The sequence below is a fragment of the Exiguobacterium sp. s75 genome (assembly GCF_018617145.1).
Classification (GTDB): Bacteria; Bacillota; Bacilli; order Exiguobacteriales; family Exiguobacteriaceae; genus Exiguobacterium; species Exiguobacterium profundum.
In genome coordinates this window covers 1,352,732-1,375,982 of the sequence record NZ_JACSJQ010000001.1, presented here as the reverse complement: position 1 = coordinate 1,375,982, position 23,251 = coordinate 1,352,732, and the positions used below count along the sequence as shown (strand labels likewise).

Sequence of the window (23,251 nt, the reverse complement as noted above, 5' to 3'; positions counted from 1 at the left end):
TATTTGTATGTTAGTTTCTAATACTCAGTTCTTTAGTTCTTAAAATTGTTATGATACTCATCGAGCTAATCCCGACCCCAAGCAATGCTATAATCGCTGTAAACATACCGTTTGGAATCATAAAACCAATAGGCAACATTCCTAAAAAAGATATAGCGATTACTCCCTGGTATGCAATGTTTAGATATGAAATAATTGGATTTGAAAAGAACGACATGATGAGTGGTGGAATAAATAATACGACAACAATTCCTAGCGACATAAATAATGTCATTTGTATCTCCGGTGTCATTTCACCCAATCGATTGATTTGTAAAGTAATAATAAATAGAGCTAACCCCATCATCAATAGTACCCATAAGATTTTTTTGATCATTTAAAGTCCCCTTCGATTTTTAATTTTAACATTTAAACCCATTATATCCAAAATTAATCTTTATAAGTGCACAAATGCTTCATTACCATAATCCATGGAGAAAAAGAAATAAGTAATGCGTAGGTGAATAAACAGTGTCAAATAATTTAGAAACTTTAATTGTGTCAGGCCGGTTTAAAGAAGTAAAAGACATCTATCAAACTACTGATTTTGAAACATTTAAAAATGATTTATTAACTTTGGCGTATGATAATGAAAATCTGTCGAATTACTCCGTACTCGTCTATCTGTTATTGGACACAGAGGACGATAAATTACATGACTTAGCTTTTCAAGTCCTATCACAGCCCCTTTGCCACATTGAAGGGGCTTATACCTCTTCCTTATACCATGCTCAAAGAGCCGTGGATTTGACTGATGCTGCAGATGTGAAGCGCTTAGAGAACCTGTTATTTCTGAACATCGTCCCAGAAAAGATTGTAAGTGATGAACAAGCAAAGTCCATCGCGGAAAAAATTCTTGTTCTAGATCCAACAAATGAAGTTGCTAAAGACACTTTATATTAAACCTAGAAAATCATTTGTTCGCGTAGACCAATGGTTTTCTTTAGTTCGTGTCACTGAATAAGGGAATAACCAACTAGTCTCATCTAATCCACTTAAGCCATCAATTGTATGAAAGACAATCTGCACACCATTTTCATCTCTACATTTCTCGACTGAATAAATCAAAAGGATATCTTCCTAATTTTGAATAAGTATGCAGAATCTAACCTTAAACCTGGGGGGGCGAATGAATGAAAAGGATTTGTGATTGTGAAAATTTGAAAAGAATTACTATAGAGGCGGATGTGGGGGCGGACCCGACATGGTGTGCGACCTGTCGATACAATATAGAATTGAATGAGTTTACGATTTCTGACCAATTGAAGCGTGATTTCTATGAATGGGTTAGTCGATTCGGAGAATGGATTGACTGGGACACGGATGCACTTGCTAAAGGATGGGAAATCAAGGTGGAGCAACATAATCGTGAAGGAGACTTACTTTCGGAGCGTTTGCAAGTAGCGCTTGGTGAAGCATATGAAATTGAATTCACGCCTATAACATACGATAATTTTACAAAATCCTGAACTTCACTAGAAACGGTGATTCCAAAAATTGTATGTTACACTAAGGGAAAACGTTTAGGGGTAAACAGATGACCATTCATTTTGCCAGGATGACGGGACCAGAAATCGCGAATTATGTGACTTGGTTGATTGACGATTATGCAAAAGATGTCGCGCGCAACTATCAACTTCCGATGGTGTTGGCACAAGAGGAATCGACTCAATTGATTCGGGACCTCTTCCCAGACAATCAACCCGGGGAAGGGCAGACGATTGTTCATGTGATGAACGGAGACACTCGTGTCGGAATTTTGTGGTATGCGTTTCAAGCTGAATCGAAACGCATCTTCATTTATCACATTTTGATTGAAGAGACGTACCGTGGGCAAGGGTATGCGACAGCGGTGTTTGAGAAACTTGAAAAAGTGGTCTCAGAAGAACTTGGCGCAACATCCATTGGACTAAGTGTATTCGGTACGAATCCAGACGCACAGCGATTATATAAACGACTCGGATTCCAAGAAGCGTCCATCGCCATGAACAAACAGTTATGAGAGGAGTCGACATGAAACGTTACTTGAAGTGGCTTTTGGTCGGATTTGGCGTGATTGGGGTGGCGGGGTTGGTATTTGCCTTTTATCGGTCGATGCAACCAGATCCCGATGAGGAAGCAAAAGTGATGAAGATGGCTGAATCATATGTACTCGAGCGATTCAAAGATGCTGAAGTGACAGAGGACGTATTATTCGACAACATGGGAAACTTTCCGTTTGAATATGCGGCGATTGCGGTGGATTCGGTGACGGGAACGGAATTTTATGTTTACGAGAATGAATCGACCGGAGAAATCGTTGATACGTTTCTCTCATCCAAATGGGAAGATGCGGTCACAGAGGTGATTGAAGATTCGATTGATACGGCGTTTGGTGCAGACGTCACCTATGTCGTCCTATATGACGAAGAAAGTATCCGACAACTCGATGTCTCCTCGGCAAATCCAATCGCCTATCAGACAGCCGACGTTTCGCCGACAATCTTATTGACGCTTCATCGGGAGCCGGAAGCCGATGACGAAGAGCGCGTTCGGACGTGGATGTCTGCGTTACAAGAGAACGACATCCTGAAGCGAGCCGAGATTCGTGTTGACTATACCGCTAAAAACGGAGAACTTCTTGATGATGGTACTGGTTTAGATTTATCGTTTTAACAGTAATCCCACTTTCCAATCGGAAAGTGGGATTTGTTCAGTCAAACACTCGACTGATCCAGCGTTTGAAAAAGGGTTGGCCTGATTGTGTCACGCTATGATTGTCGAGCTCTACCTCTTCGATCGCCTCATTCGGAGACCTCAATTGAATCGTCATCTCGTCACCAAGCCCGGTCGTGACACCACTCTCAAATTGAAGATTTCTTGTCACATAAGCATTTGCGTATAGAAGTCCACCTTTTTCGTCCACTTGTACCTCCTGAATCGTATAGTGGAATTGCTCGACCCAATCCCGCTGACCGAGGAGGAGCCGGACGACGTCATCTTCGTGTGACAGTTTCGTTCGCTCGATATTCTCAAGAGGAGTATGCGCTTCAATCGCCTCTCGCTGCGCTTCTAAGATATCTTTGAAGTGATGTGTCGCAGCTTCTGTCGTCCATGCAGCGGAACCTGTCTTTGACTCAGTCGCATAATGGAAAAGAGCAAATCCAATCAAGGCGAATAACGCAAGGACACTTACTCGTTTGAACTGTTTCATCGTCGTGTTCCCTCCATATAAAAGTCGCATCGTAATGTAGTGTCATTTCAGACGATTCACGTGGATGATAGCTACATGCTAAAGGGTATATTTGGTTTAAAATCTTTTTTATGTAATATATTCTTAACATTTAGTAAAAAAAATAGTTTACACTGAACTTGAATACAATGAGGAGGCGATGGTGACGTTAAAAAATCAAATATTCCTCAGTCGTGCAAAGAAAGGCTGGACCCAGCAGCAATTGGCTGATTCAGTCGGAGTAAGTCGTCAAACGATTATTGCACTTGAGAAAAACAAGTATAACCCGTCGCTCATCCTTGCGTTCAAAATTGCGGCGGTACTCGATGAAGAACTACCCGCATTATTTACATATGAGGAGGAGTGAAGATGGATCAAGTATTGCTGTATGGAATTCTTGTCTTGATTGTTGGTGTAATTGTCTCAGAACTTTATAAGGCGAACTTTGAACGAAAAATCGAATCACAAGACGAACGAGGGCGACAGATCGCCTTAAAAGTCAAATCGATTTCTTATTCGATGTTGTCAATCGGTGTCTATGTTGGTGTCGCCCTCGTCGCAATTTTTCAAGTTTTCGATCAATATTATTTCATCTACTTTGTCATGCTTGTCTTTTTCATACAAAGCATCGGATCGTCAATTTATCTTGCTGTGATTCGCAGGACATGACTTATCGACCGGTGATTTGATCCAACCAATTCGCGACCAAGTCCGCGCTGCCATCTTGGAACATAAATATGGATACCCCGACCATCACAAGCCCGACTAAAATCAATCCACCTTGTTTCGCGCTACTTGCAATCCCTCGCACGATGAGGATAATTCCCAACCCAAGCAAAAGAAAGTACCAAAATCCCATGAATATCCCTCCTTTTTCTAATTATTCTCATTTTAGTATGAATCGGTCGAGCAGGCTCTACATACTTAGACTGATTTATCTTTTTAAAAAGAAGGGTACATTACCTCTATGCGAATAATTAGGGGAGTGACCATTATGCGAAAAACGATTGTCATTGCGGGGGCGAGCGGCTATATAGGCTCGAACGTGATGGAGCAGCTGAAGGAAGAGTATGACATCATCGCGTTATCGCGATCGACGAAGAATAAAGAAGATGAGGCCCATATCACGTGGCGTGCCTGTGATTTGTTCTCATACGAAGCAACGAAAGAAGCATGCGAGGGCGCTGATTACGCGATGTTCCTCGTGCACTCGATGATTCCGGACGGCGGCTTGACGCAAGCGACGTTCGAGGACATGGACGCGCTCATTGCGGACAACTTCGCCCGGGCGACGAAGGCGAACGACATCGAACAGATTGTCTATTTGAGCGGAATCATCCCGAAACAAGAGAAGACGTTATCGCGTCATTTGAAGAGTCGACTCGAAGTCGAACGCATCCTCGGCGGACAAGGGGTACCGGTAACAACGATTCGGGCTGGACTGATTATTGGTCCGGAAGGTTCGTCGTTCCCGATTTTAGCGAAGCTCGTCAAACGATTGCCGACGATGATCTTGCCACGTTGGACAAAGACGGAAACACATCCGATCGACATCCGGGAAGCCGTTCAGGCACTCATCTCGGTCGTCGGTGCCGAGTCGCTTTATGACCGTCATATCGACATCGGGGGTCCCGAGGTGATGACGTATCGGAAGATGATCGAGCAGACAGCCGAAGTCATGGACAAGCGTCGCGTCTTGATCGACTTCCCGTTCCCGACAATCAAACTGTCGCGGCTGTGGGTCATGGCGGTCACGGGTGAACCGAAGGCGACCGTCTATCCGCTCGTCGAGAGCATGGGGCACGCGATGGTCGCGGAAGACACGGTCGAAGGTATCGGCCAGGGAGAGATTCCGTTCAAACAGGCGGTCGAACATGCGCTTGAGGAAGAAGAGAAGCAGTCCTCGGGCGGTAAGAAGAAAAAGCAACCGAAATCGTATACGGTCCGTTCGATTCAGCGGTTCGGTCTGCCGGAAGAAAAGTCGGCGCTTTGGATGGCGGACACGTACTTTGAATGGCTCGGTCGTTTTATGTATCCGCTCATTCAGACGACGAAAGAAGATGATGATTGGGAGATTGCGCTGCTCGATCCGTCGTTCGTCGCGCTTCATCTATCGCTTGAACAGGAAGCGACGGACGATATGGCATCCTTTGCGATTGACGGGGGCAAGTTCGTCAAGTTAAGTGAAGAGGATCAGACAGGGCGTCTCGAGTTTAGACGCTTACCGGAGTCGGATGAAGGACTCGTCGCCATCCATGAGTTCGTACCGGCCCTCCCGTGGTGGTTCTATACGAAGACACAGGCGAAAGCCCATCTCGTCGTCATGTGGTTATTCGGTCGTCATGTGAAGTTGCTGGCGAAAGACGCGGAAGATGGCGATCAAGTCGTAGAGGCTCCGACGAATTGAAGGGAGACGCATCGAAAGGTGCGTCTTTTTACTTTACTTTGATGATGTTAGAAGCTACCGTCGGAATGTCATCTCCATTTTGAACGATGAGATATACGTGTTTTGCTTTGAATGGAGTGTCGTACATGAACTTTGCTAAGTCCAAGAGAGAGGTATCAAACTCATTGTGAAAGATGACGGAAAATTCAAAAGTAGAAACTTCAAATAATAGAGATGCATGGGTATAATCCTTTTGAGATTTTTTCAGCATGTTCTTTTTTGTTTCTTCAATGTACGTGGCAGCCTGTTCCTTTAGCTGTTCATAACCTTTTAATCTTGAGATCCACATCCCTTGTTCATTTAAAGCTTGTGCAATTTCCACATCCCGTGGTCCGTTTATGTAAGAACTCACTTCGAACTTTTCTTCGGTCCCATTTGGATGCAGTATGACAAAGTCATAATTTTGATTCCCGATGATGATTTTCGCTTTAGCGTCTTTTGGGAAATAAGGCGAGAGGGAAAATACATAAGCGGGTACAAACTCCTCTTGAAACTCTTTGAATTCTCCTTTGCGTAACCTCGAAATCTTTAAAGCCATGCGGTCGTCCTTCAGTGCTTGAATCACCTCTTCAAAGTAATTTTTCATTTCAGTCGGTGTACGATATTCAGATAAATCTTTTAATATGGCAAACTGTTTTTCCATAGATTATATCTCCTTTGTTACGGAAGGTAATATCAGTTCAATGATTCTAACTTTTATCAGTGTGTGTCTAATGCCTATTGTACCATCTCGTTCTTTGTACATTCTGTTAACGTTTTTCTCAATCCGTTTACAAGCCCTCTTTCCAGGCGTACACTAAACTCGCTTTTGAACTGATTGGAAAGAAGGAATGTATGATGCAAGACTCACTCTCCACGCGTGAGATGTGGCAAAAGGACATCTCGGCCGGGATCACGGTCGGTGTCGTCGCCATCCCGCTCGCCATGGCATTCGCCATCGCCTCAGGCGTCCCGCCGGTGTATGGGCTCTACACGTCCATCTTCGCAGGAATCCTCGTCAGCCTGTTCGGAGGTTCGACGTTCCAGATTGCCGGACCGACGGGAGCGTTCATCCCGATCGTCTCGGGTGTCGTCCTCGCATACGGATATAAGGGATTGCTCGTCACGACCGTTCTCGCCGGAATGTTGCTGCTCCTCATGAGCGTGCTCCGGGTCGGACGGCTCATCCGGTTTATGCCCCGGGCCGTCACGATCGGTTTCACGGCCGGGATTGCCGTCGTCATCTTCGTCGACCAGCTCGATGAGTTGTTAGGGGTCACGTTTGAGAAGGCGCCACATTTTCACGAGAACTTGCTTCGCCTCGGTCAGGCGTTGCCCGAAGCGAGTCCTTGGCCGATCGTCATTGCCGGAATCGGCTTTTTGACGCTTTGGCTCGTCCCGAAGCTGCCGTTCCGTTTACCCCTTTTACTCATGGCGATGCTCGTCCCGACGTTCGTCAGTGTCCTCATCCCGGGTGAGGTCACGACCATCGGAAGTGCCTACGGCGGCATCCCGAGCGGACTGCCGGAATTCAACTGGCTTGCGATCGACCTCGACCTGATCACAACACTCCTCCCGTCCGCGTTCGCCATCGCCTTCCTTGGCGCACTCGAGTCACTTCTTTCGGGAACGGTCGCCGACGGGATGGGGGGGACGAAGATGAAACCGGACAAGGAACTGTTCGGGCAAGGGCTCGCGAACGTGATCACACCGTTCTTCGGTGGGATCCCGTCGACAGGTGCCATCGCCCGGACGGCGACGAACATTCAGGCGGGAGCGGTCAGTCGACGTGCCGGGGTCATCCATGGGATCACGGTGCTCGTTGCGGTTCTCGTCCTCGCGCCGTTCGCGAGTTACGTGCCACTCGCCGCACTCGCTCCGATCTTGATGCGGGTCGCCTGGAACATGTCCGAACGCCATCACGTGATGACGATGTTGCGTCATCGTTCATCCGAATCGCTCGTCCTTCTCGTCACGTTACTATTGACGGTATTCGTCGACTTGGTCGTCGCCGTCGAGGTCGGCGTCATCTGTGCGCTCGCGCTCTTCGCGAAACGAATGGCCGATACGATCGATGTGCGCGAACGGACAGAACGGTACGTCACGCGAGACGGCCAAATCGTCTTCAGTGTCGAAGGCCCGCTCTTCTTCGGTGCGGTCGAGTTGTTCGAGCACGTCCTCCATCACATCCATCGGGAACCGAACGTGTTCATCTTCAACTTTCATCGTTGCCCCGTCATCGACGTGACCGCGGTCGAAGAGTTGCGGCGTGTCATCACCGAACTGAAAGCGGCCGACCGGCACGTCATCTTCGCGCACCTGTCGCCATCGGTCCGCGCGACGCTTGCTCACTATGGGCTACTCGACGGGATCGAGACGTTCGAGACGACCCAAGAAGCGATCGAGGCGTCTTAACGAACGGACAAGATGTCGCCGAACGGGACGCGGCGCACCTCGCCATCGAACAGCTCGACCTCGCGCTCGGCATAATAGATGGCGTGGACGTAGCCGCGCATGCTTGTCGTCAAGCCGTCTACGAACAAGGTCACCTCGACTTGGTCGCCTTCACGGATGGCCCGTTCGAGCTCGGTCTGCCAAAGATAGAGGAGCTGTTCGTCCAAGTCGGGCAGTTCAATCTTTTGGATTTGGGCATAATAACGTTTCAGTAGGGCGACGTGCTCGGGCATGAGAAATGGGATCCATTTCAACTCACCCCGGTCACGATAGCGGGTCTTGCTCATGAGGAATCGCCTCCTTGTTTATGTCCGCCGATTAGACGTTGGCGCGTCCGGAGCGGACTGTCTTTTAGTAGGCTCGACGCCGGTCGGATCGTGCCGCGACCGAACCGGACGTTCAGGCCGTCAATCAAATCGAGGAAGTCGAGCCGTTTCGCCTTCGCCCATTCGTCTTCGAAGAACGATAACTGGACGTGATCGCTCCGTGGCTCGAGCTTGTCGAGAGCGACCGAGACGTAACGGACGGCCTCCGTCTCTTCCCAGCCGTCTAAAAATAGCTGCAATAAGATCGGGAGAAACTCTTGCTCATCCGCTGTGAAGCGGGGGAGCTTCTTTTGTTTACTGAAGCCAGCCCGGTCGCTCGTCCGCGTATAGCGCACCCCGAGATGGATCGTCCCTCCGACGAGTCCCGCTTGCCTGGTTCGCATGCCGACTTCGACCGCGATCGCTTGTAAGACGAGCCGGATTGCGGAATACGTCGTGTAATCTTTCATGAGAGTGATACCGTGTCCGATCGACTTCGGTCGCGTCCGTTTCGCACCGAACAAAGAGCTCGCCGGCAGGATGGTCGGCGACTCGTCGATGCCCCAAGCATGATGCCAAAGTTCTGCACCGATGACACCGAACTTTTCATGAAGGGATTCGAGCGGATAACGGGCCAAATCCCCGATCGTCCAGATGCCGAGCCGCTGCAGGTGGACCGCCATTTTCGTGCCGACACCCCACATCTTCTCGATCGGCGCCGGATGGATGAGCCGTTCGACGTCTTGGAGAAGACACGTGGCGACCCCTTTCTTTTTCGCATGCAAATCGAGGACGAGCTTGGCGAGGACGTTGTTCGGTCCGATGCCGATGGTGACGGGAATGCCCGTATAGCGAAAAATCGTCGCACGCATGAGGTGGGCGACGTGCTCGTCACTTCCGAACAGTCGCTCCGTCCCCGTCATGTCGACGAGCGTCTCATCGATCGAATAGACGCGAATCGCCTCGGGCGGGGCGAACTGATGGAGGATGTGGATGATTTGGATGGAGACGTTCAAATAGTGACTCATCCGCGCCTCGGCATACAAAACGTCCCGTCGTTCGTGCCACGGGAGGCGGTCGATGTGGAAGCGGCGTGACCCGGTCTTGATGCCGAGCTGCTTCATCTTCGGGGTCGCAGCGAGGACGAGTGCCCCGCTGTCCTGCAGGTTCGAGAGGACGACGAGCTTCGTCTGATAAGGATTTTTGTTGCGCGCGGCACACTCGCAACTGGCATAGAACGAGACGCTGTCGATACAAAAGATTCGTCTGCGCATCGTCACCACTCCTTTTTACGAACAAATGTTCTGTTTTTTTTTTCATCGTAACACGGTCTCACGTCATCTCAAATAGTGAATTGAAAATATTTTTACAAATACTTTTTAAAAATTAACCAAAATTTATAGGTTTTCACGTGTCTAAAAACCAACTTTTAGGAAGTTTTCGTAAAAAAGTCTCCGAATTGGTTCGATTTTCGTTATAATAGACGAGTATGTAAGTGATGAATTGATAGAAAGATGGAGGCTATTAGTGTGATCCAATTTGTAAAACAGTTAACGAATGATCAAAGCCGGCGTTTGAAAGCGTACGAACGACGGGTCGCGCGTATTAATGAATTAGAGACAACGATGAAAGCCCTCTCGGATGACGAGATGCGTACATATACGGAGACGCTCAAAGCACGTCTCTTGGATGGAAAGAAAGTGGATGACATCGCGGAAGAAGGGTTCGCTCTCGTCCGCGAAGCGTCAGTCCGTGTGCTCGGCATGCGTCACTATGACGTCCAGCTCATCGGTGGGTTCGCCCTCCTCGAAGGGAACATCTCGGAGATGCCGACGGGGGAAGGGAAGACGCTCGTCGCCGCTTTGCCGAGTTACGTCAAGGCGCTCGAAGGAAAAGGCGTCCACGTCATCACGGTGAACGATTATTTGGCGAGACGTGATGCGGAGCAAATTGGGAAGATTCACGACTTCCTTGGGTTGACGGTCGGCTTGAACGTCCCGGACATCGAAGCGGACGAGAAGCGTTCTGCATATCAGGCGGATATCACGTATGGGGTCGGGACAGAGTTCGGATTCGACTACTTGCGTGACAACCTTGTCCATAAGCCGGAAGAACGGGTCCAACGTCCGTTCCATTTCGCCATCGTCGATGAAGTCGACAGCATCTTAATCGATGAGGCGAAGACGCCGCTCATCATCGCGCAGAAGGACCGGTCACATATCCGCTTGAAACAGTTGGCGCAACAGATCATTTCTGAGTTCGAGGAGACCGACTACGAGGTCGACCTCGAGTCGAAATCTGCGACGTTCACGGAAGAAGGAATCGTCAAGATTGAAGAGCTGTTCGCCATCGACAACCTGTTCAGCGCCTCACACCAGGTGCTCTATCACTATCTCGTCCAGGCGCTCCGTGCGAACGTCTTGTTCGAACTTGACGTCGACTATATCGTGCGTGAAGACAAGATCGAACTCATCGACTTGTTCACGGGACGCATCATGGAAGGTCGGAGCTTGTCAGAAGGGTTGCATCAGGCGCTCGAGGCGAAAGAAGGCGTCACCATCACCGAAGAGAACAAGACGACGGCGGAGATTACGATTCAGCACTATTTCCGCATGTATCCGCTCGTTGGGGGGATGACGGGGACGGCCCAGACGTCGCGCCAAGAGTTCTTGAAGACGTACAACATGGACGTCGTCCAAGTGCCGACGAACCGCGAACGTCAACGTGTCGACCATCCGGATCGCATCTTCATGACGACCGAGCAAAAGTATGCGGCGGTCACTGAGAAAGTGGCAGAACTACATGCGACGGGACGTCCGGTCTTGATCGGGACGACCTCGATCGCACAATCGGAAGCCATCAGCAAGCATTTGAAGAAGAAGCGGATCGAGCATGACGTGTTGAACGCGAAGACGGTCGCTCAGGAAGCCGATATCATTGCGGACGCCGGTCAATTCGGCAAAGTGACGATTGCGACGAACATGGCCGGACGTGGAACGGACATCACGCTCGACGCAAAAGCGAAGGAAGCGGGCGGTCTCTTCGTCATCGGGACGGAGCGCCACGAGTCAAAACGTGTCGACAACCAGCTCCGCGGTCGTTCGGGGCGTCAAGGCGACCCGGGTGCGACCGAGTTCTTCGTCTCGCTCGAAGATGAGATCGTGAAACGTTATGCGGCGCAGAAACTAGAACGCGTGGAGAAGAAGTTGAAGCCGAGTGCGACAGGTGAGGTCTCAACGAAAGATGCGATCGAGATTATCGAATATGCGCAGACGACGATTGAAGGACTCGGCGTCTCGATTCGGGACTACTTGTTCAAACTCGATGACGTCTTGAACGAACAACGGAATATCATCTATACGATTCGTAACCAGGCCGTCAACGCCGATGCGGATGCCATCACGAAAAACGTCCTCGGCATGATGCGTCTCGCCCTCGAGAACAGCATCGATATGCATGTGTCGGATGAACTCGTGCCTGAGGAATGGCCAATCGATGAGTTGAAAGATGATTTACGCTACTTGACGATGCAGGAGCCGACATGGGCAAAAGACATCGCCGATACGCGTGAACTGAAGGATGCTTTAAACGACTGGATGGAGACGATCATCGCTGCGACGGCGTCGCGCCTCGAACAGGACGACATCGTCCTCTTCGCCAAAGAGTCGCTTCTCCGCGCCGTCGACATGAAGTGGACGGACCATTTGACGACGATGAGCGGATTGAAAGAAGGGATCGGGCTTCGCAGCTACGGTCAGGAAGACCCGAGCCGTCAGTTCGGAAAAGAAGGACTGGAAATCTTCGAACAGACGTATATCAATATCGCCCGGGATGTGACGACGGAACTATGCCAGCTCGACCGTTATTTCGCTGAGATGGCAGAGGAGGAAGTATAATGTTAGGATTTCGTAAACGTAAACAGATTGAGACAGGAAATAAAGAGGAAGGGCGCCAATTGACGCTCGTCATCGACGACGCGATGGGGATCCCGAAAGAGGACGAGTACGTCTTCCGTTATCATGCGAAACGACTTCCACCACTTCTCGATAATCAGCTCTCAATTGAGTTATTGAACGTCGAGTCGATCGGGCATGACTTGTCGATCGTGGCGTTGTTCCGCAACACGCTTCCGAGCTCGTTCGAGATCAACGAATTGCCGGTCCTCTTGCTAGACGCGAATAACGTCCCAATCGGACGGAAGGTCCTCGGACGTTCTGAACTGCCGAGCTTTGAGGCGTGGACGAGCAAGCCGGTTTATTTGGACTTCTTCTTGGATGAGATGTTCGGGGAAGTGGAGTCGTACGACTCGCTCCGACTCGTCTTCCAAATGAACCCGATTGACCCGCTTCAGCCCGTGTCACCGGGAGAAGAGACGAAGTTCTCGACACGTGCATGGCAACAGCTCATGCGGACGAACATCTCGACGCCGCCAGTCGGGGAGAACGAGTTCAACTTGATGCTCGTATCGGTGGAGAAGGAAGAGACGGACGTCACGGCGACGATTCTCCTTCGCAACGGCTACGACCGCCATTTGAACGTCGAGAAGCTCCCGCTTGAACTCGTGAGTGGGGAGGACGTGGTCGGCTTCACGATGATTCGTCTTGAAGAGCCGGTTCACGGGAAACATGCGTACCCGGTATCGGTCACATTTGAAGAAATTGAAGGCGATGGACCGTTCACTGTTCGTATCAAACAATAATAGGAGGATAGACCTAATTTTTGTAAAGGAAATTAGGTCTATTTTTATACAAAATTTTAATAGGAGGGAAAGACGGCTGGTGTTATATTGAATATGGTTAGACAATTATCAACCAAAAAAAGGGGACAATCACATGAAAACCGCATTGAAATGGTCGATCGCGACCGCGCTCGTGTTACCAACCGTTTTGCCACTACAGGCACCGAACGTCTTGGCAGAAGTGGACGAGGATATCGTCAAGCTCCGTTTCTTAGAGACGACAGACTTACATACGAACATCACGAACTACGACTACTTCCAAGACAAGATCGACAACACAATCGGGTTGACGAAAGTCGCGACACTCATCAAGGAACATCGTGGAGCCGCTGGGGAAACGAACACATTCTTGTTCGATAACGGGGACACGATTCAAGGGACACCGTTTGGCGATTACGTCCGTGAGAGCCAAGTCGATAAAAATGAAGCGTTCGAACATCCGATGTACAAGGCGATGGCGGCACTCAACTACGATGCCGTCACACTCGGGAACCATGAATTCAACTTCGGTCTCGCATTCTTATACAACGCGATGGAAGGGTCGAAAGGGAAACTGCGTTTTGTCAACTCGAACGTCAAAGATTTAGAAGGCAACCCAATCGTCTCGAAGTTCAACGTGGATGGACAAGAGGTCCAAATCATCGAACGAACGGTCACAGACTTGGATGGGGAAACGCATACGATCAAAGTCGGCGTATTCGGAGTCGTCCCTCCGAAAATCATGTCATGGGATTCGGGGAACCTTCAAGGCCGTGTGACGGCAGAGGATATCATCCCGTCCGCACGTGAAGCGGTTCAAAAATTGAAAGACCGGGGAGCGGACGTCGTCGTCGCCCTCGCGCACTCAGGCATCGGTGACAGTGCGGCGCTCGCGGACGAACAACTCGACAGCGAAGAGAACGTCGGATACGCGCTCACGAAGATTGACGGACTCGACATGGTCATGACGGGGCACCAACACGGTCGCTTCCCGGATGCGAAAGGCATGTTCGCCTCATTCCCGAACGTCGACATGACAAAAGGGACGATCAATGGCAAACCGGTCGTCATGGCGAACAACCAAGGGAAGGACCTCGGCGTTATCGACTTCGAACTTGAACTCGTAGAAGGGAAATGGCAAATCGTCGATGCGTCAGCAGCACTCGACACGGTGAAGGAAGATACGGCGGTCGACCCGACGATTCAAGCGTTGATCGAAGACGACCACTTGGCGACAATCGACTACATCAACCAACCGGTCGGTGAGATTCAAGATGACATCCAGAGCTACTTCGCACTCGTCCGTGATGATGCATCGGTTCAGTTCGTGACGAACGCACAGAAGTGGTATGTCGAGAAAGAGCTTGAAACGAACCCGGAACTTTCTGCATATAAAGAGTTGCCACTCTTGTCAGCAGGCGCACCGTTCAAAGCGGGTGGACGTGAATTGACAGATGCAAGCTACTATACGAATATCCCGAAAGGGCAAATCGCTTTGAAAAACGTCGCGGACCTTTACGTGTATCCGAACACGCTCGAAGTCGTCAAAGTGACAGGAAAAGATGTCATGGATTGGCTCGAGATGTCAGCGGGTGCGTTTGACCAAATCGAAGAAGATGGCGAAAACTTGCTCAATCTTCAATTCCGTAGCTACAACTTCGATATTCTCGACGGTTTGACGTATGAGATCGATGTCACAGGTCCTGCGAAGTTCGATGTCGGCGGAAAGCTCGTCAACGAAAACGCGAATCGCGTGAAGAACGTCGAGTACAATGGACAACCGATCAAGATGGACCAAGAGTTCTTAGTCGCGACGAACAACTATCGCGCAGGTTCTTCATCGTTCCCAGGCCTTGGTGGCGGGAAGAACATCGTCTATCGCTCAGCGTATGAGACACGTAACGTCATCTCGGACTACATTGTCGAAAGTAAAGACAAGTTGGACTACAAAGCCGACAACAACTGGAAGATTGTCGCAGACGCGAAGCGATCGGTGACATTTGAGACAGCGGATGCAGGGAAGCAGTACTTGAACCTTTACGAAGGAATCGAAGCGACGGACGCGACCCGTCAAGATGCGGCAGGTCGTCTCTTCCGCACTTATACGACGGAGCTCGAGGCAGTACCAGTTGATTTGACGCTCTCGGTCGATGTCATCAAACCAGGTGCGAAAGTCGTGACCGGGAAGACGGCGCCAAATGCGAACGTGACATTAAAAGATGGCCAAACGGTTCTCGCCACGACGACAGCCGATGCAGAAGGCATGTACCGTTTGACGGTCAAACCGCTCAAACTCCGTCAGTCATTGACGATTGAAAGCGAATTGAACGGGAAGACGATGACGGAAACGAAAGTCGTCGGAGACGGATTTGTCGGAGCGCCTGCCATCTCGAAACGTTTGACGTATGCCAATACGCCAGTACTGAAGGGAACGTCTTCGCCAGGTGCGAAAATGGTGTTGAAGCGGGACGGAAAACGAATCGCCTATGCGACGGCAGACGCATCTGGTAAATTCGAATTCACGAAGCGTGCTGGTTTCGTTGCGGCAAGCTATGAAATCGAAGCGAAAGATGTTTCTGGTAAAGTAGTTGAATCCGAGTCATTTGTGATTGAGAAACCTAAGATGGTGACGCCGAAGAACACGAAAGGCGTGAAAGCGGGTACGCGTGCCTTGATCGGGAAAACGACACCAGGCGCGACGGTCCTCTTGAAAGACGCCAAAGGCAAGCAAGTCGCAAAAGTGAAGGCGAGCTGGGCTGGTACGTATACGTTCACATTCAAAAAAGGCCTTGCGAAAGGGACGTACAAAGTCATCGCGAGTGACTACGATGGTTCTGGCGCAAAACAATCAACTTTCAACTTGAAATAAGTACAGAACGACGTCCGAATCGGGCGTCGTTTTTTGTCGAATAAAAGTGTCTAAAATGTGAATGAAAGCCCTTACATTATCATCTAGTCTTATGTATAATCAAACATGTAATCGGTTACATGACACGTGTAAACCGAAGAGCCGATGGGGTTCGGCTACATATGTACGGAAAAGGGGACTGACAGATGATTACATTCTTCGTCGCACTCGCACTACTTTTGGTCGGGTATTTGGTATATGGTCGTTACGTCGAGAAGACGTTCGGCATCAAGGAAGAGCGGACGACTCCTGCCTATGCGTCTCAGGACGGCATCGACTACGTGCCGATGGGCAAAAAACGGAACTCGATGATTCAATTGCTCAACATCGCCGGTGTCGGACCAATCTTTGGACCGATCATGGGGGCGCTCTACGGACCGGTCGCCTTCCTTTGGATCGTCTTCGGATCGATCTTTGCCGGTGCGGTTCATGACTATTTGACAGGAATGATTTCCCTTCGAAACAATGGGGCACACTTGCCACAACTAGCGGAGAAGTTCCTCGGACGTTCGCTCCGCCATATCGTCAACGGGTTTGCACTCTTACTCTTACTTCTTGTCGGGACGGTGTTCGTCACGTCTCCGAGTAACATGATCAACAACTTGTTCGATGGGAACGCATCGACGCTCACCATCGTCATCTTCGCCGTATTCGCTTACTACATCTTGGCGACGCTTCTCCCGGTCGATAAGATTATCGGACGTATCTACCCGTTCTTCGGGGCGCTACTCGTCATCAGTGCCATCGGGATTGCGGTCAGCTTGTTCGCTCAAGGATACAAGATTCCAGAGATGACATTGACGAACATGCATCCGGACGGCTTACCGATCTGGCCGCTCCTCTTCTTCACGATCTCGTGTGGGGCGCTCTCTGGTTTCCATGCGACACAGTCACCGATCATTTCGCGGACGACGATGAAAGAAAGCAACGGTCGTGAAATCTTCTACGGCATGATGATCGCCGAAGCGGTCATCGCGATGATTTGGGCTGGAGCGGCGATGGCCATCTTTGAGCCGGGTGAATTACTTGGACTCATCAGTGCGGGCACTCCGGCACTCGTCGTGCAAGAAGTGGCGACACTCATGCTCGGCAGCATCGGCGGCACGCTCGCGATTCTCGGAGTCATCGTCTTACCGATCACGTCAGGCGATACGGCATTCCGTAGCGCCCGAATGATTATCGCGGACTACATGTCGATCGCACAGAAGAAGTTCTCGTCACGTCTTTGGATCGCACTCCCACTCTTCGCAATCTCATACGTGCTCACGAACATGGACTTCCAAATGCTTTGGCAATACTTCAACTGGGCGAACCAGACGACGGCGGTCATCGCACTGTTCGTCGGGGCGATGTACCTTTACATTAAAGGGCGCAATCACTATATCGCGCTCCTTCCGGGGACGTTCATGTTGTATGCGGTTTGGTTCTACATCTTGACGGCGCCAATCGGCTTCAAGCTGGACGGAGTTCTTCCGTACGTCATCTCGACACTCGGCACGTTGACGCTTCTCGTCTTGTTCCACAAACGGGCACGCGCGATGCGAGCAGCACAAATGGAATGTGACGTTCCGGTGAAAGAAGTCGCATAATCTCGACACGGGCTAATCGGTAGCCCGTGTTTTTGATTGTGTTTAAATCGGGAAATGTCCATACTAGAAAGAACAGTTACGGAAGGTGGGAGCACATGAAACAAGAACAACTCAAAGAGATGCTCCATGCCGACACGCTCGGGGAAGAGATTGCGAGCGCGGTCACGCACGGCCTGGGAGTCATCTTCAGCATCGTCGCCCTCGTCCTGCTCGTCATGAGCGCGACAGAGAGTGGGAGCACATGGAACGTCACCGCGGTCAGTGTGTTCGGGGCATCGATGATTTTACTCTATCTCTTCTCGACGCTCATGCACGCCATTCCGCATCCACGGGCGAAGCGGGTGTTGCAAGTGTTCGACCATGCGGGGATTTACTTACTCATCGCCGGAAGTTATACGCCGTTCGCCCTCGTGACTCTTCACGGGACGCTCGGCTGGACGTTATTCGGGATCGTGTGGGGTGTGGCAATTCTCGGGATTGTGTGGAAACTATTTTCGACCGGAAAGTACATGTGGGTGTCCAATGTGACATACCTCGCACTTGGCTGGATCTGCATCATCGCCATCCGTCCGTTGTATGAATCACTCGGTCATCAAGGGTTCATGCTTCTTCTCGCAGGAGGGATCGCCTATTCGGTCGGTATCGTGTTTTACGTGTGGCAAAAACTGCCGTTCAACCATGCCATTTGGCACTTGTTCGTCCTAGCGGGAAGCGTGTTCATCTTCCTCAGTATTTTACTCTATGTCGCACCTTCGACAAGCCTATAAGACAGCCGTCCTACGGGACGTCTGTCTTTTTTGAAAAGTTGGGAAGAAAGTGCTGCAAACGGTTACAAAAATACAGACGAAATGACGTTTGTGTGTCATAATAATTGCAGACATCATCATAGAGATAGATGGGTGTAAAAGTAAGGGGGAAAATCAGATGGAAAAAGTGTTGCGCGATGGATTTATCTACATGTCACAAAACAAAACACTCAACAGTTTGGCAAAGAAATATGGCCTACGATTTGGTGCATCACGCTTTGTAGCAGGGGAAGACTTTAAGGCTTCTGTCCCGACGATTCGCGAATTGAACGCGAAAGGGTTGTCGGTCACGGTCGATCATCTCGGGGAATTTATTAAGACGGTCGAAGAGGCGAATACGAATCGCGACGAGATCATGCGTGCGATTGAAATTATGGCAGAAGAGCAATTAGACGCCTATATGTCACTCAAGCTGACGTCACTCGGATTCGATATCTCGGACGAGTTGATTGAAGACAACATGCGTCAAATTTTGACGGTCGCACAACGAGTCGGGGTCTTTGTGGCCATCGATATGGAAGATGAGCAGCGTTGTGAAAAGACGCTCGAATTGTTCAAAAAGCTGAAAGCTGAATTCGACGGTCTCGGAACGGTCATCCAGTCGTACTTGTACCGCTCGGAAGATGACATCAATCATCTTGCGCCGCTCAAGCCGAACCTCCGCATTGTCAAAGGGGCATATAAAGAGCCGGCGACGGTCGCGTTCCCTGAAAAAGAGGACGTGGACCATAACTACGTGAAGCTCGTCAAACTCCATCTTGCGAACGGGAACTACGCATCCATCGCGACACACGATGACCATATGATTGACGCCATCATCGAGCACGTCAAAGAGAACAACATTCCACTCGACCAGTTCGAGTTCCAGATGTTATACGGCATCCGCGTCGAGCGTCAACTCGAGCTCGTGCGCCAAGGATACAAAGTCCGTGTCTACGTGCCATACGGTCGTGACTGGTACGGTTACTTCATGCGCCGTCTCGCAGAGCGCCCGGCAAACGTGGCGTTCGTGTTAAAGGGAATGGTGAAGAAATAAAATGAGCACGAACATTCGTCGAGGATGTTCGTGCTTTTTGATGTATGGATAACGTCGATACATTCGGTCTTCTATGTAGCGGAGGTGTTACGATTTCTTGTTCTCGTCCTCACTTACCCAAAAATCTGGACCGATTTGATCGGACAGCCAAAAGAAAAGTTCTTGATGTTCTTCTGGATGAACTGCACAAAAAGAAGACTCAGCTACGAACTGAGTCTTCGAACAATTATCCATTAATCACGGTTCCACCATTTACGTGGATGACTTGACCACTGACGTATGTCGAATCATCGCTTGCGAGATAGACATACGCCGGTGCGAGTTCGGCCGGTTGCCCCGGTCGTTTCATCTCTGCTGAATCGCCGAACGATTTCACCTTCTCCGCGTCAAACGTTGACGGGATGAGCGGTGTCCAAATCGGTCCCGGGGCGACCCCGTTGACGCGAATCTTCTTGTCCGCCAAGTTTTTGGCGAGCGAGCGGGTGAATGCCGTGATGGCACCTTTCGTCGATGCATAGTCAATCAATTGGTCGTTTCCTTCATAGGCTGTGATCGAGGTCGTATTGATGATGCTCGCTCCTTCTTTTAAGTAGGGGAGCGCTGCTTTCGTTAAGTAGAACATGCTGAAGATATTCGTGCGGAACGTCTTCTCGAGTTGTTCATCTGATATATCGAGGAGCGACTCCTGTGGATGTTGTTCGGCAGCGTTATTGACGAGGATGTCAATCCGACCGAACGTCTCGAGCGTCTCTTCAACGACTCGTTGACAGAAAGAAGATTCGCCGAGGTCGCCTTGAAGCAAGAGACAGGCTTGACCTAAGTCCTCAATCCGTTCTTTCGTCGCTTCCGCGTCCTCGAGTTCGTTTTGGTCTTTATAGACGATGACGGAGTTCGCACCTTCGTGGGCGAAAAAGATGGCGACCGACTTTCCAATTCCGGAATCCCCACCGGTGATGATGGCGACCTTATCTTTTAACTTGTCACTACCTTTATAATCTTCCCGTTCATAGATCGGGAAAGGCTCCATCTTCGAATCGATTCCCGGTTGGTGTGCCTGTTCTTGGGCTTTCTTCTTAAACGACTCAAAGTCCTTTCGGCTACCGACAGTGTTTAAACGATTATCATGCATGTATACATTCCCCTTTCTGAATTTGACTCTTTTTGTCTATACCACACCCATTGAAAACTAATCGCTCATTCAAAAAATGGAATGAAATTGAAAAATGAACGCTTGCGAATGAATGTTCATTCATTTATGATAGAAGAGTAAACACGATGGTGATTGCGATTTTTTTTACGCGTGAAATGAATCACTATTCATTCTCATTTTAGGGGGGAACACTATGACGAGTCACATCGAACAATCAACCGACCTCCGTTTGACGAACTCAATTCGTTTTGCGGTCGTCATCGGTTCAGGAGTAATGGGGGCGGGGATTGCGGCTCACTTGGCGAACGCGGGGATTCGTTCGCTCATGCTCGACATCGTACCACGTGAATTGACATCTAAAGAGGAAGCGAAAGGGTTGACGCTGGAGTCACCAGAAGTACGCAATCGCATCGCCTCAGAAAACCGTCAAAAACTACTGAAACAAAATCCAGCACCACTTGCGACAGCCGATCATCTCAACTTCATCGAAGTCGGGAACTTAGAAGATGACTTAGAGCGTTTGAAAGAAGCGGATTGGGTCATCGAAGTCGTCGTCGAACGTCTCGATGTGAAGCAACAACTCTTCGAGAAGATTGCACCTTACATCCGTGAAGATGCGATTCTCAGCTCGAACACGTCAGGGATTTCCATCGAAGCGATGGCAAGTGCCCTTCCGGAAGGATTGAAATCACGCTTCCTCGGGACACACTTCTTCAACCCACCACGTTACTTGAAGTTGCTCGAACTCATCCCGACGGAGAAGACAGCCCGTCCGGTCATCGACTTCATGTCACGTTTCGCAGAAGACCGTCTCGGCAAAGGTGTCGTCGAAGCAAAAGACACACCGAACTTCATCGGGAACCGGATTGGGACATATGGTCTTCTCGTCACGTTTGAAGAGATGCTCAAACAAAACGCTTCAATCGGAGAGATGGACTCGATCACAGGTCCACTCATCGGTCGTCCGAAATCGGCGACATTCCGCACACTCGATGTCGTCGGAATCGACACGTTCGTCCACGTGGCGGGTAACGTCTACGAGACGCTCGAAGCTGGGGAAGAGAAGGACGCGTTCGACGTCCCTTCAGAAATGAAGCAACTCGTCGAAAAAGGCTGGATCGGACAAAAGGCCGGTCAAGGCTTCTATAAGAAAGAAGGCAAGGTCATCCAGGAGTTGAACCTTCAGACGTTCGAATACGAACAATTGAAAGCGATTACAGGTCCTGAGCTCGATCAAATCAAGTCACTTCCAGGCTCAAAAGCGAAATTGAAAGGTGCCATCTTGAACAAAGGTCGCGTCGGACAATTGCTCTGGCCAATCACGGCGAAGACGCTCGCTTACTCGGCACGTCTCACTGGTGAGATTGCCGATACGATCGTTGCGATTGACGATGCGATGAAGTGGGGCTTTGGTTGGAAATTCGGACCGTTCGAGATGTGGGATGCCCTCGGTGTGGAGAAATCAGTCGAGCGTATGAAAGCGGAAGGCTATGACGTCCCGGCATGGATCGATGAGATGCTTGCTGCAGGCAACACGTCATTCTATAAGGGAGACCAGTATTACGATAAAGCGTCGAAGGCGTATGTCGAGAAGACCGTCAACCCGAAAGAATTGAAACTCAAGCCGCTCGCAAAATCAAACGGCATCATCCTAGAGAACGGTGGGGCACGCCTCGTCGATATCGGCGATGACGTCGTCGCACTCGAATTCACATCACCAAACAACGCGATCGGTGTCGACATCATGCAGATGATCGAACAGTCGATCGACCGCGTCGAGCAAGACTTCAAAGGAATGGTCCTCGCCAACGATGGCAAGAACTTCTGTGTCGGAGCCAACCTTGCGATGATGCTCATGGAAGCAGAAGACGAGAACTGGTTCGAACTCGATTGGATCATCAACAAGTTCCAACAAGTCGTTCAAAAGATTCGTTATTCAAGTCGCCCGGTCGTTGCCGCACCATACGGCATGACGCTCGGTGGTGGTACGGAAATCAGCTTACCGGCAGCCCGTATGCAAGCCGCGCTTGAGACATATATGGGTCTCGTCGAAGTCGGTGTCGGCCTCATCCCTGGTGGAGGCGGAAACGTCAACACGTACCGTCGTCTCCTTGAGCAGACACCAAAATCGATGCAAAACATCGAGAAGGCTGCGCAACAGACATTTGAGAACATTGCGATGGCGAAAGTATCGAAGTCGGCATTTGATGCGAAGACACTCGGTTACCACCGTGCGGTCGATGGCATCTCGATGAACCGTGACCACTTGACGTTCGATGCGAAACAGACGGTCCTTGAACTGGCTGACGGGTACACGGCACCGGTTCGTGAAAAGTTACCGGTCGTCGGTCAAACAGGGAAAGCGACGCTCGAACTCGCGGCGTATGAAATGTTCTACGGCGGTTATATTTCAGAGCATGATTTGAAGATTGCGAAGAAACTCGCGCACGTCATCAGTGGTGGCGATTTGGCATACGGTACGCTCGTCGATGAACAGTATTTCCTCGACATCGAGCGTGAAGCCTTCTTGAGCCTCATCGGGGAGCCGAAGTCACAACAACGGATGCAACATATGCTCGTGAAAGGCAAACCACTACGGAACTGATAAAGG

Annotated in this window: 22 protein-coding genes; 15 read left to right on the top strand and 7 right to left on the bottom strand. The window is 50.0% G+C overall.

Annotated elements, in window-relative coordinates:
- Positions 1-10: 10 nt before the first annotated feature.
- Positions 11-376 (bottom strand): hypothetical protein, encoded by a 366-nt coding sequence (locus KNO68_RS07080; RefSeq protein WP_078147295.1) that lies wholly within the window; start codon positions 374-376, stop codon positions 11-13.
- A 134-nt stretch (positions 377-510) separates the two neighbouring features.
- On the opposite strand from KNO68_RS07080, the gene KNO68_RS07075 reads away from it, so the two are divergent.
- The 4 genes from KNO68_RS07075 to KNO68_RS07060 all read left to right on the top strand — a co-directional run bounded on the left by KNO68_RS07075 (position 511) and on the right by KNO68_RS07060 (position 2,694).
- Positions 511-942 (top strand): hypothetical protein, encoded by a 432-nt coding sequence (locus KNO68_RS07075; protein WP_078147294.1) that lies wholly within the window; start codon positions 511-513, stop codon positions 940-942.
- A gap of 230 nt (positions 943-1,172) precedes the next feature.
- Positions 1,173-1,508 carry a hypothetical protein gene (locus KNO68_RS07070; RefSeq protein ID WP_214683882.1) on the top strand — a complete coding sequence of 112 codons (336 nt, stop codon included), beginning with the start codon at positions 1,173-1,175 and terminating at the stop codon, positions 1,506-1,508.
- A 68-nt stretch (positions 1,509-1,576) separates the two neighbouring features.
- Positions 1,577-2,041, top strand: a complete 465-nt coding sequence (locus KNO68_RS07065) for a GNAT family N-acetyltransferase (RefSeq protein WP_214683883.1) — start codon at positions 1,577-1,579, stop codon at positions 2,039-2,041.
- Between the two features lie 11 nt (positions 2,042-2,052).
- On the top strand, positions 2,053-2,694 hold the full coding sequence (locus KNO68_RS07060; protein ID WP_214683884.1) for a hypothetical protein: 642 nt from the start codon (positions 2,053-2,055) through the stop codon (positions 2,692-2,694).
- 37 nt (positions 2,695-2,731) lie between these two features.
- Here KNO68_RS07060 and KNO68_RS07055 read toward each other — a convergent pair whose 3' ends face one another.
- Complete coding sequence (locus KNO68_RS07055; RefSeq protein WP_214683885.1) at positions 2,732-3,232, bottom strand: hypothetical protein; 501 nt, start codon at positions 3,230-3,232, stop codon at positions 2,732-2,734.
- Positions 3,233-3,410: 178 nt separating this feature from the next.
- Between KNO68_RS07055 and KNO68_RS07050 the strand changes: the two genes are divergently transcribed.
- Entirely contained in the window at positions 3,411-3,617 is a 207-nt protein-coding gene (locus KNO68_RS07050; RefSeq protein WP_012726890.1) for a helix-turn-helix transcriptional regulator, read from the top strand.
- Positions 3,618-3,619: 2 nt separating this feature from the next.
- Positions 3,620-3,919, top strand: coding sequence for a hypothetical protein (locus KNO68_RS07045; RefSeq protein WP_078147289.1), 300 nt, complete (start codon positions 3,620-3,622; stop codon positions 3,917-3,919).
- 1 nt (position 3,920) lies between these two features.
- Here the strand turns inward: KNO68_RS07045 and KNO68_RS07040 are convergent, their stop codons facing one another.
- Positions 3,921-4,109 (bottom strand): hypothetical protein, encoded by a 189-nt coding sequence (locus KNO68_RS07040; RefSeq protein ID WP_012726888.1) that lies wholly within the window; start codon positions 4,107-4,109, stop codon positions 3,921-3,923.
- A gap of 135 nt (positions 4,110-4,244) precedes the next feature.
- Between KNO68_RS07040 and KNO68_RS07035 the strand changes: the two genes are divergently transcribed.
- The gene (locus KNO68_RS07035) at positions 4,245-5,657 is read left to right on the top strand and encodes an NAD-dependent epimerase/dehydratase family protein (RefSeq protein ID WP_214683886.1); all 1,413 of its coding nucleotides are present in this window, start codon (positions 4,245-4,247) and stop codon (positions 5,655-5,657) included.
- A 28-nt stretch (positions 5,658-5,685) separates the two neighbouring features.
- Here KNO68_RS07035 and KNO68_RS07030 read toward each other — a convergent pair whose 3' ends face one another.
- Positions 5,686-6,339: a hypothetical protein gene (locus tag KNO68_RS07030; protein WP_214683887.1), complete on the bottom strand. Its 654-nt coding sequence runs from the start codon at positions 6,337-6,339 to the stop codon at positions 5,686-5,688.
- Positions 6,340-6,533: 194 nt separating this feature from the next.
- On the opposite strand from KNO68_RS07030, the gene KNO68_RS07025 reads away from it, so the two are divergent.
- Entirely contained in the window at positions 6,534-8,090 is a 1,557-nt protein-coding gene (locus KNO68_RS07025) for a SulP family inorganic anion transporter (RefSeq protein ID WP_251024867.1), read from the top strand.
- On the opposite strand, the gene KNO68_RS07020 is transcribed toward KNO68_RS07025, so the two are convergent.
- Both KNO68_RS07020 and KNO68_RS07015 read right to left on the bottom strand, forming a co-directional pair.
- Positions 8,087-8,416 (bottom strand): YolD-like family protein, encoded by a 330-nt coding sequence (locus tag KNO68_RS07020; protein WP_078147286.1) that lies wholly within the window; start codon positions 8,414-8,416, stop codon positions 8,087-8,089. The genes KNO68_RS07025 and KNO68_RS07020 overlap by 4 nt on opposite strands.
- The gene (locus tag KNO68_RS07015) at positions 8,413-9,708 is read right to left on the bottom strand and encodes a Y-family DNA polymerase (RefSeq protein WP_214683889.1); all 1,296 of its coding nucleotides are present in this window, start codon (positions 9,706-9,708) and stop codon (positions 8,413-8,415) included. The genes KNO68_RS07020 and KNO68_RS07015 overlap by 4 nt, the downstream gene beginning before the upstream one ends.
- A 255-nt stretch (positions 9,709-9,963) precedes the next feature.
- On the opposite strand from KNO68_RS07015, the gene secA2 reads away from it, so the two are divergent.
- From secA2 to KNO68_RS06985, 6 genes are all read left to right on the top strand, one after another.
- Positions 9,964-12,330: an accessory Sec system translocase SecA2 gene (gene secA2, locus KNO68_RS07010; RefSeq protein ID WP_214683890.1), complete on the top strand. Its 2,367-nt coding sequence runs from the start codon at positions 9,964-9,966 to the stop codon at positions 12,328-12,330.
- Positions 12,330-13,133 carry an SLAP domain-containing protein gene (locus tag KNO68_RS07005; RefSeq protein ID WP_047795105.1) on the top strand — a complete coding sequence of 268 codons (804 nt, stop codon included), beginning with the start codon at positions 12,330-12,332 and terminating at the stop codon, positions 13,131-13,133. The genes secA2 and KNO68_RS07005 overlap by 1 nt, the downstream gene beginning before the upstream one ends.
- A gap of 133 nt (positions 13,134-13,266) precedes the next feature.
- Entirely contained in the window at positions 13,267-16,020 is a 2,754-nt protein-coding gene (locus tag KNO68_RS07000) for a bifunctional 2',3'-cyclic-nucleotide 2'-phosphodiesterase/3'-nucleotidase (RefSeq protein ID WP_214683891.1), read from the top strand.
- A gap of 185 nt (positions 16,021-16,205) precedes the next feature.
- A complete protein-coding gene (locus KNO68_RS06995) occupies positions 16,206-17,648 on the top strand; it encodes a carbon starvation CstA family protein (RefSeq protein WP_078147282.1) in 1,443 nt (480 codons plus the stop codon).
- 95 nt (positions 17,649-17,743) lie between these two features.
- Positions 17,744-18,415: a PAQR family membrane homeostasis protein TrhA gene (gene trhA, locus KNO68_RS06990; protein ID WP_012726872.1), complete on the top strand. Its 672-nt coding sequence runs from the start codon at positions 17,744-17,746 to the stop codon at positions 18,413-18,415.
- A 157-nt stretch (positions 18,416-18,572) separates the two neighbouring features.
- Positions 18,573-19,490, top strand: a complete 918-nt coding sequence (locus KNO68_RS06985; RefSeq protein WP_078147281.1) for a proline dehydrogenase family protein — start codon at positions 18,573-18,575, stop codon at positions 19,488-19,490.
- A gap of 226 nt (positions 19,491-19,716) precedes the next feature.
- Here the strand turns inward: KNO68_RS06985 and KNO68_RS06980 are convergent, their stop codons facing one another.
- Positions 19,717-20,619, bottom strand: coding sequence for an SDR family oxidoreductase (locus KNO68_RS06980; RefSeq protein WP_214683892.1), 903 nt, complete (start codon positions 20,617-20,619; stop codon positions 19,717-19,719).
- Between the two features lie 214 nt (positions 20,620-20,833).
- On the opposite strand from KNO68_RS06980, the gene KNO68_RS06975 reads away from it, so the two are divergent.
- Positions 20,834-23,245 (top strand): 3-hydroxyacyl-CoA dehydrogenase/enoyl-CoA hydratase family protein, encoded by a 2,412-nt coding sequence (locus KNO68_RS06975; RefSeq protein WP_214683893.1) that lies wholly within the window; start codon positions 20,834-20,836, stop codon positions 23,243-23,245.
- Positions 23,246-23,251 lie beyond the last annotated feature (6 nt).

What these genes read in the sequence shown, in the direction of transcription:
- KNO68_RS07065 (WP_214683883.1), top strand. Translation starts at nt 1,577, where the DNA reads ATGACCATTCATTTTGCCAGGATGACGGGACCAGAAATCGCGAATTAT.
- KNO68_RS07000 (WP_214683891.1), top strand. Translation starts at nt 13,267, where the DNA reads ATGAAAACCGCATTGAAATGGTCGATCGCGACCGCGCTCGTGTTACCA.
- KNO68_RS07035 (WP_214683886.1), top strand. Translation starts at nt 4,245, where the DNA reads ATGCGAAAAACGATTGTCATTGCGGGGGCGAGCGGCTATATAGGCTCG.
- KNO68_RS07030 (WP_214683887.1), bottom strand. Translation starts at nt 6,339, where the DNA reads ATGGAAAAACAGTTTGCCATATTAAAAGATTTATCTGAATATCGTACA.
- KNO68_RS06975 (WP_214683893.1), top strand. Translation starts at nt 20,834, where the DNA reads ATGACGAGTCACATCGAACAATCAACCGACCTCCGTTTGACGAACTCA.
- KNO68_RS06980 (WP_214683892.1), bottom strand. Translation starts at nt 20,619, where the DNA reads ATGCATGATAATCGTTTAAACACTGTCGGTAGCCGAAAGGACTTTGAG.
- KNO68_RS06995 (WP_078147282.1), top strand. Translation starts at nt 16,206, where the DNA reads ATGATTACATTCTTCGTCGCACTCGCACTACTTTTGGTCGGGTATTTG.
- trhA (WP_012726872.1), top strand. Translation starts at nt 17,744, where the DNA reads ATGAAACAAGAACAACTCAAAGAGATGCTCCATGCCGACACGCTCGGG.
- KNO68_RS07055 (WP_214683885.1), bottom strand. Translation starts at nt 3,232, where the DNA reads ATGAAACAGTTCAAACGAGTAAGTGTCCTTGCGTTATTCGCCTTGATT.
- KNO68_RS07050 (WP_012726890.1), top strand. Translation starts at nt 3,411, where the DNA reads ATGGTGACGTTAAAAAATCAAATATTCCTCAGTCGTGCAAAGAAAGGC.
- KNO68_RS07025 (WP_251024867.1), top strand. Translation starts at nt 6,534, where the DNA reads ATGCAAGACTCACTCTCCACGCGTGAGATGTGGCAAAAGGACATCTCG.
- KNO68_RS07080 (WP_078147295.1), bottom strand. Translation starts at nt 376, where the DNA reads ATGATCAAAAAAATCTTATGGGTACTATTGATGATGGGGTTAGCTCTA.
- KNO68_RS07060 (WP_214683884.1), top strand. Translation starts at nt 2,053, where the DNA reads ATGAAACGTTACTTGAAGTGGCTTTTGGTCGGATTTGGCGTGATTGGG.
- KNO68_RS07040 (WP_012726888.1), bottom strand. Translation starts at nt 4,109, where the DNA reads ATGGGATTTTGGTACTTTCTTTTGCTTGGGTTGGGAATTATCCTCATC.
- KNO68_RS07015 (WP_214683889.1), bottom strand. Translation starts at nt 9,708, where the DNA reads ATGCGCAGACGAATCTTTTGTATCGACAGCGTCTCGTTCTATGCCAGT.
- KNO68_RS07070 (WP_214683882.1), top strand. Translation starts at nt 1,173, where the DNA reads ATGAAAAGGATTTGTGATTGTGAAAATTTGAAAAGAATTACTATAGAG.
- KNO68_RS06985 (WP_078147281.1), top strand. Translation starts at nt 18,573, where the DNA reads ATGGAAAAAGTGTTGCGCGATGGATTTATCTACATGTCACAAAACAAA.
- KNO68_RS07020 (WP_078147286.1), bottom strand. Translation starts at nt 8,416, where the DNA reads ATGAGCAAGACCCGCTATCGTGACCGGGGTGAGTTGAAATGGATCCCA.
- KNO68_RS07005 (WP_047795105.1), top strand. Translation starts at nt 12,330, where the DNA reads ATGTTAGGATTTCGTAAACGTAAACAGATTGAGACAGGAAATAAAGAG.
- KNO68_RS07045 (WP_078147289.1), top strand. Translation starts at nt 3,620, where the DNA reads ATGGATCAAGTATTGCTGTATGGAATTCTTGTCTTGATTGTTGGTGTA.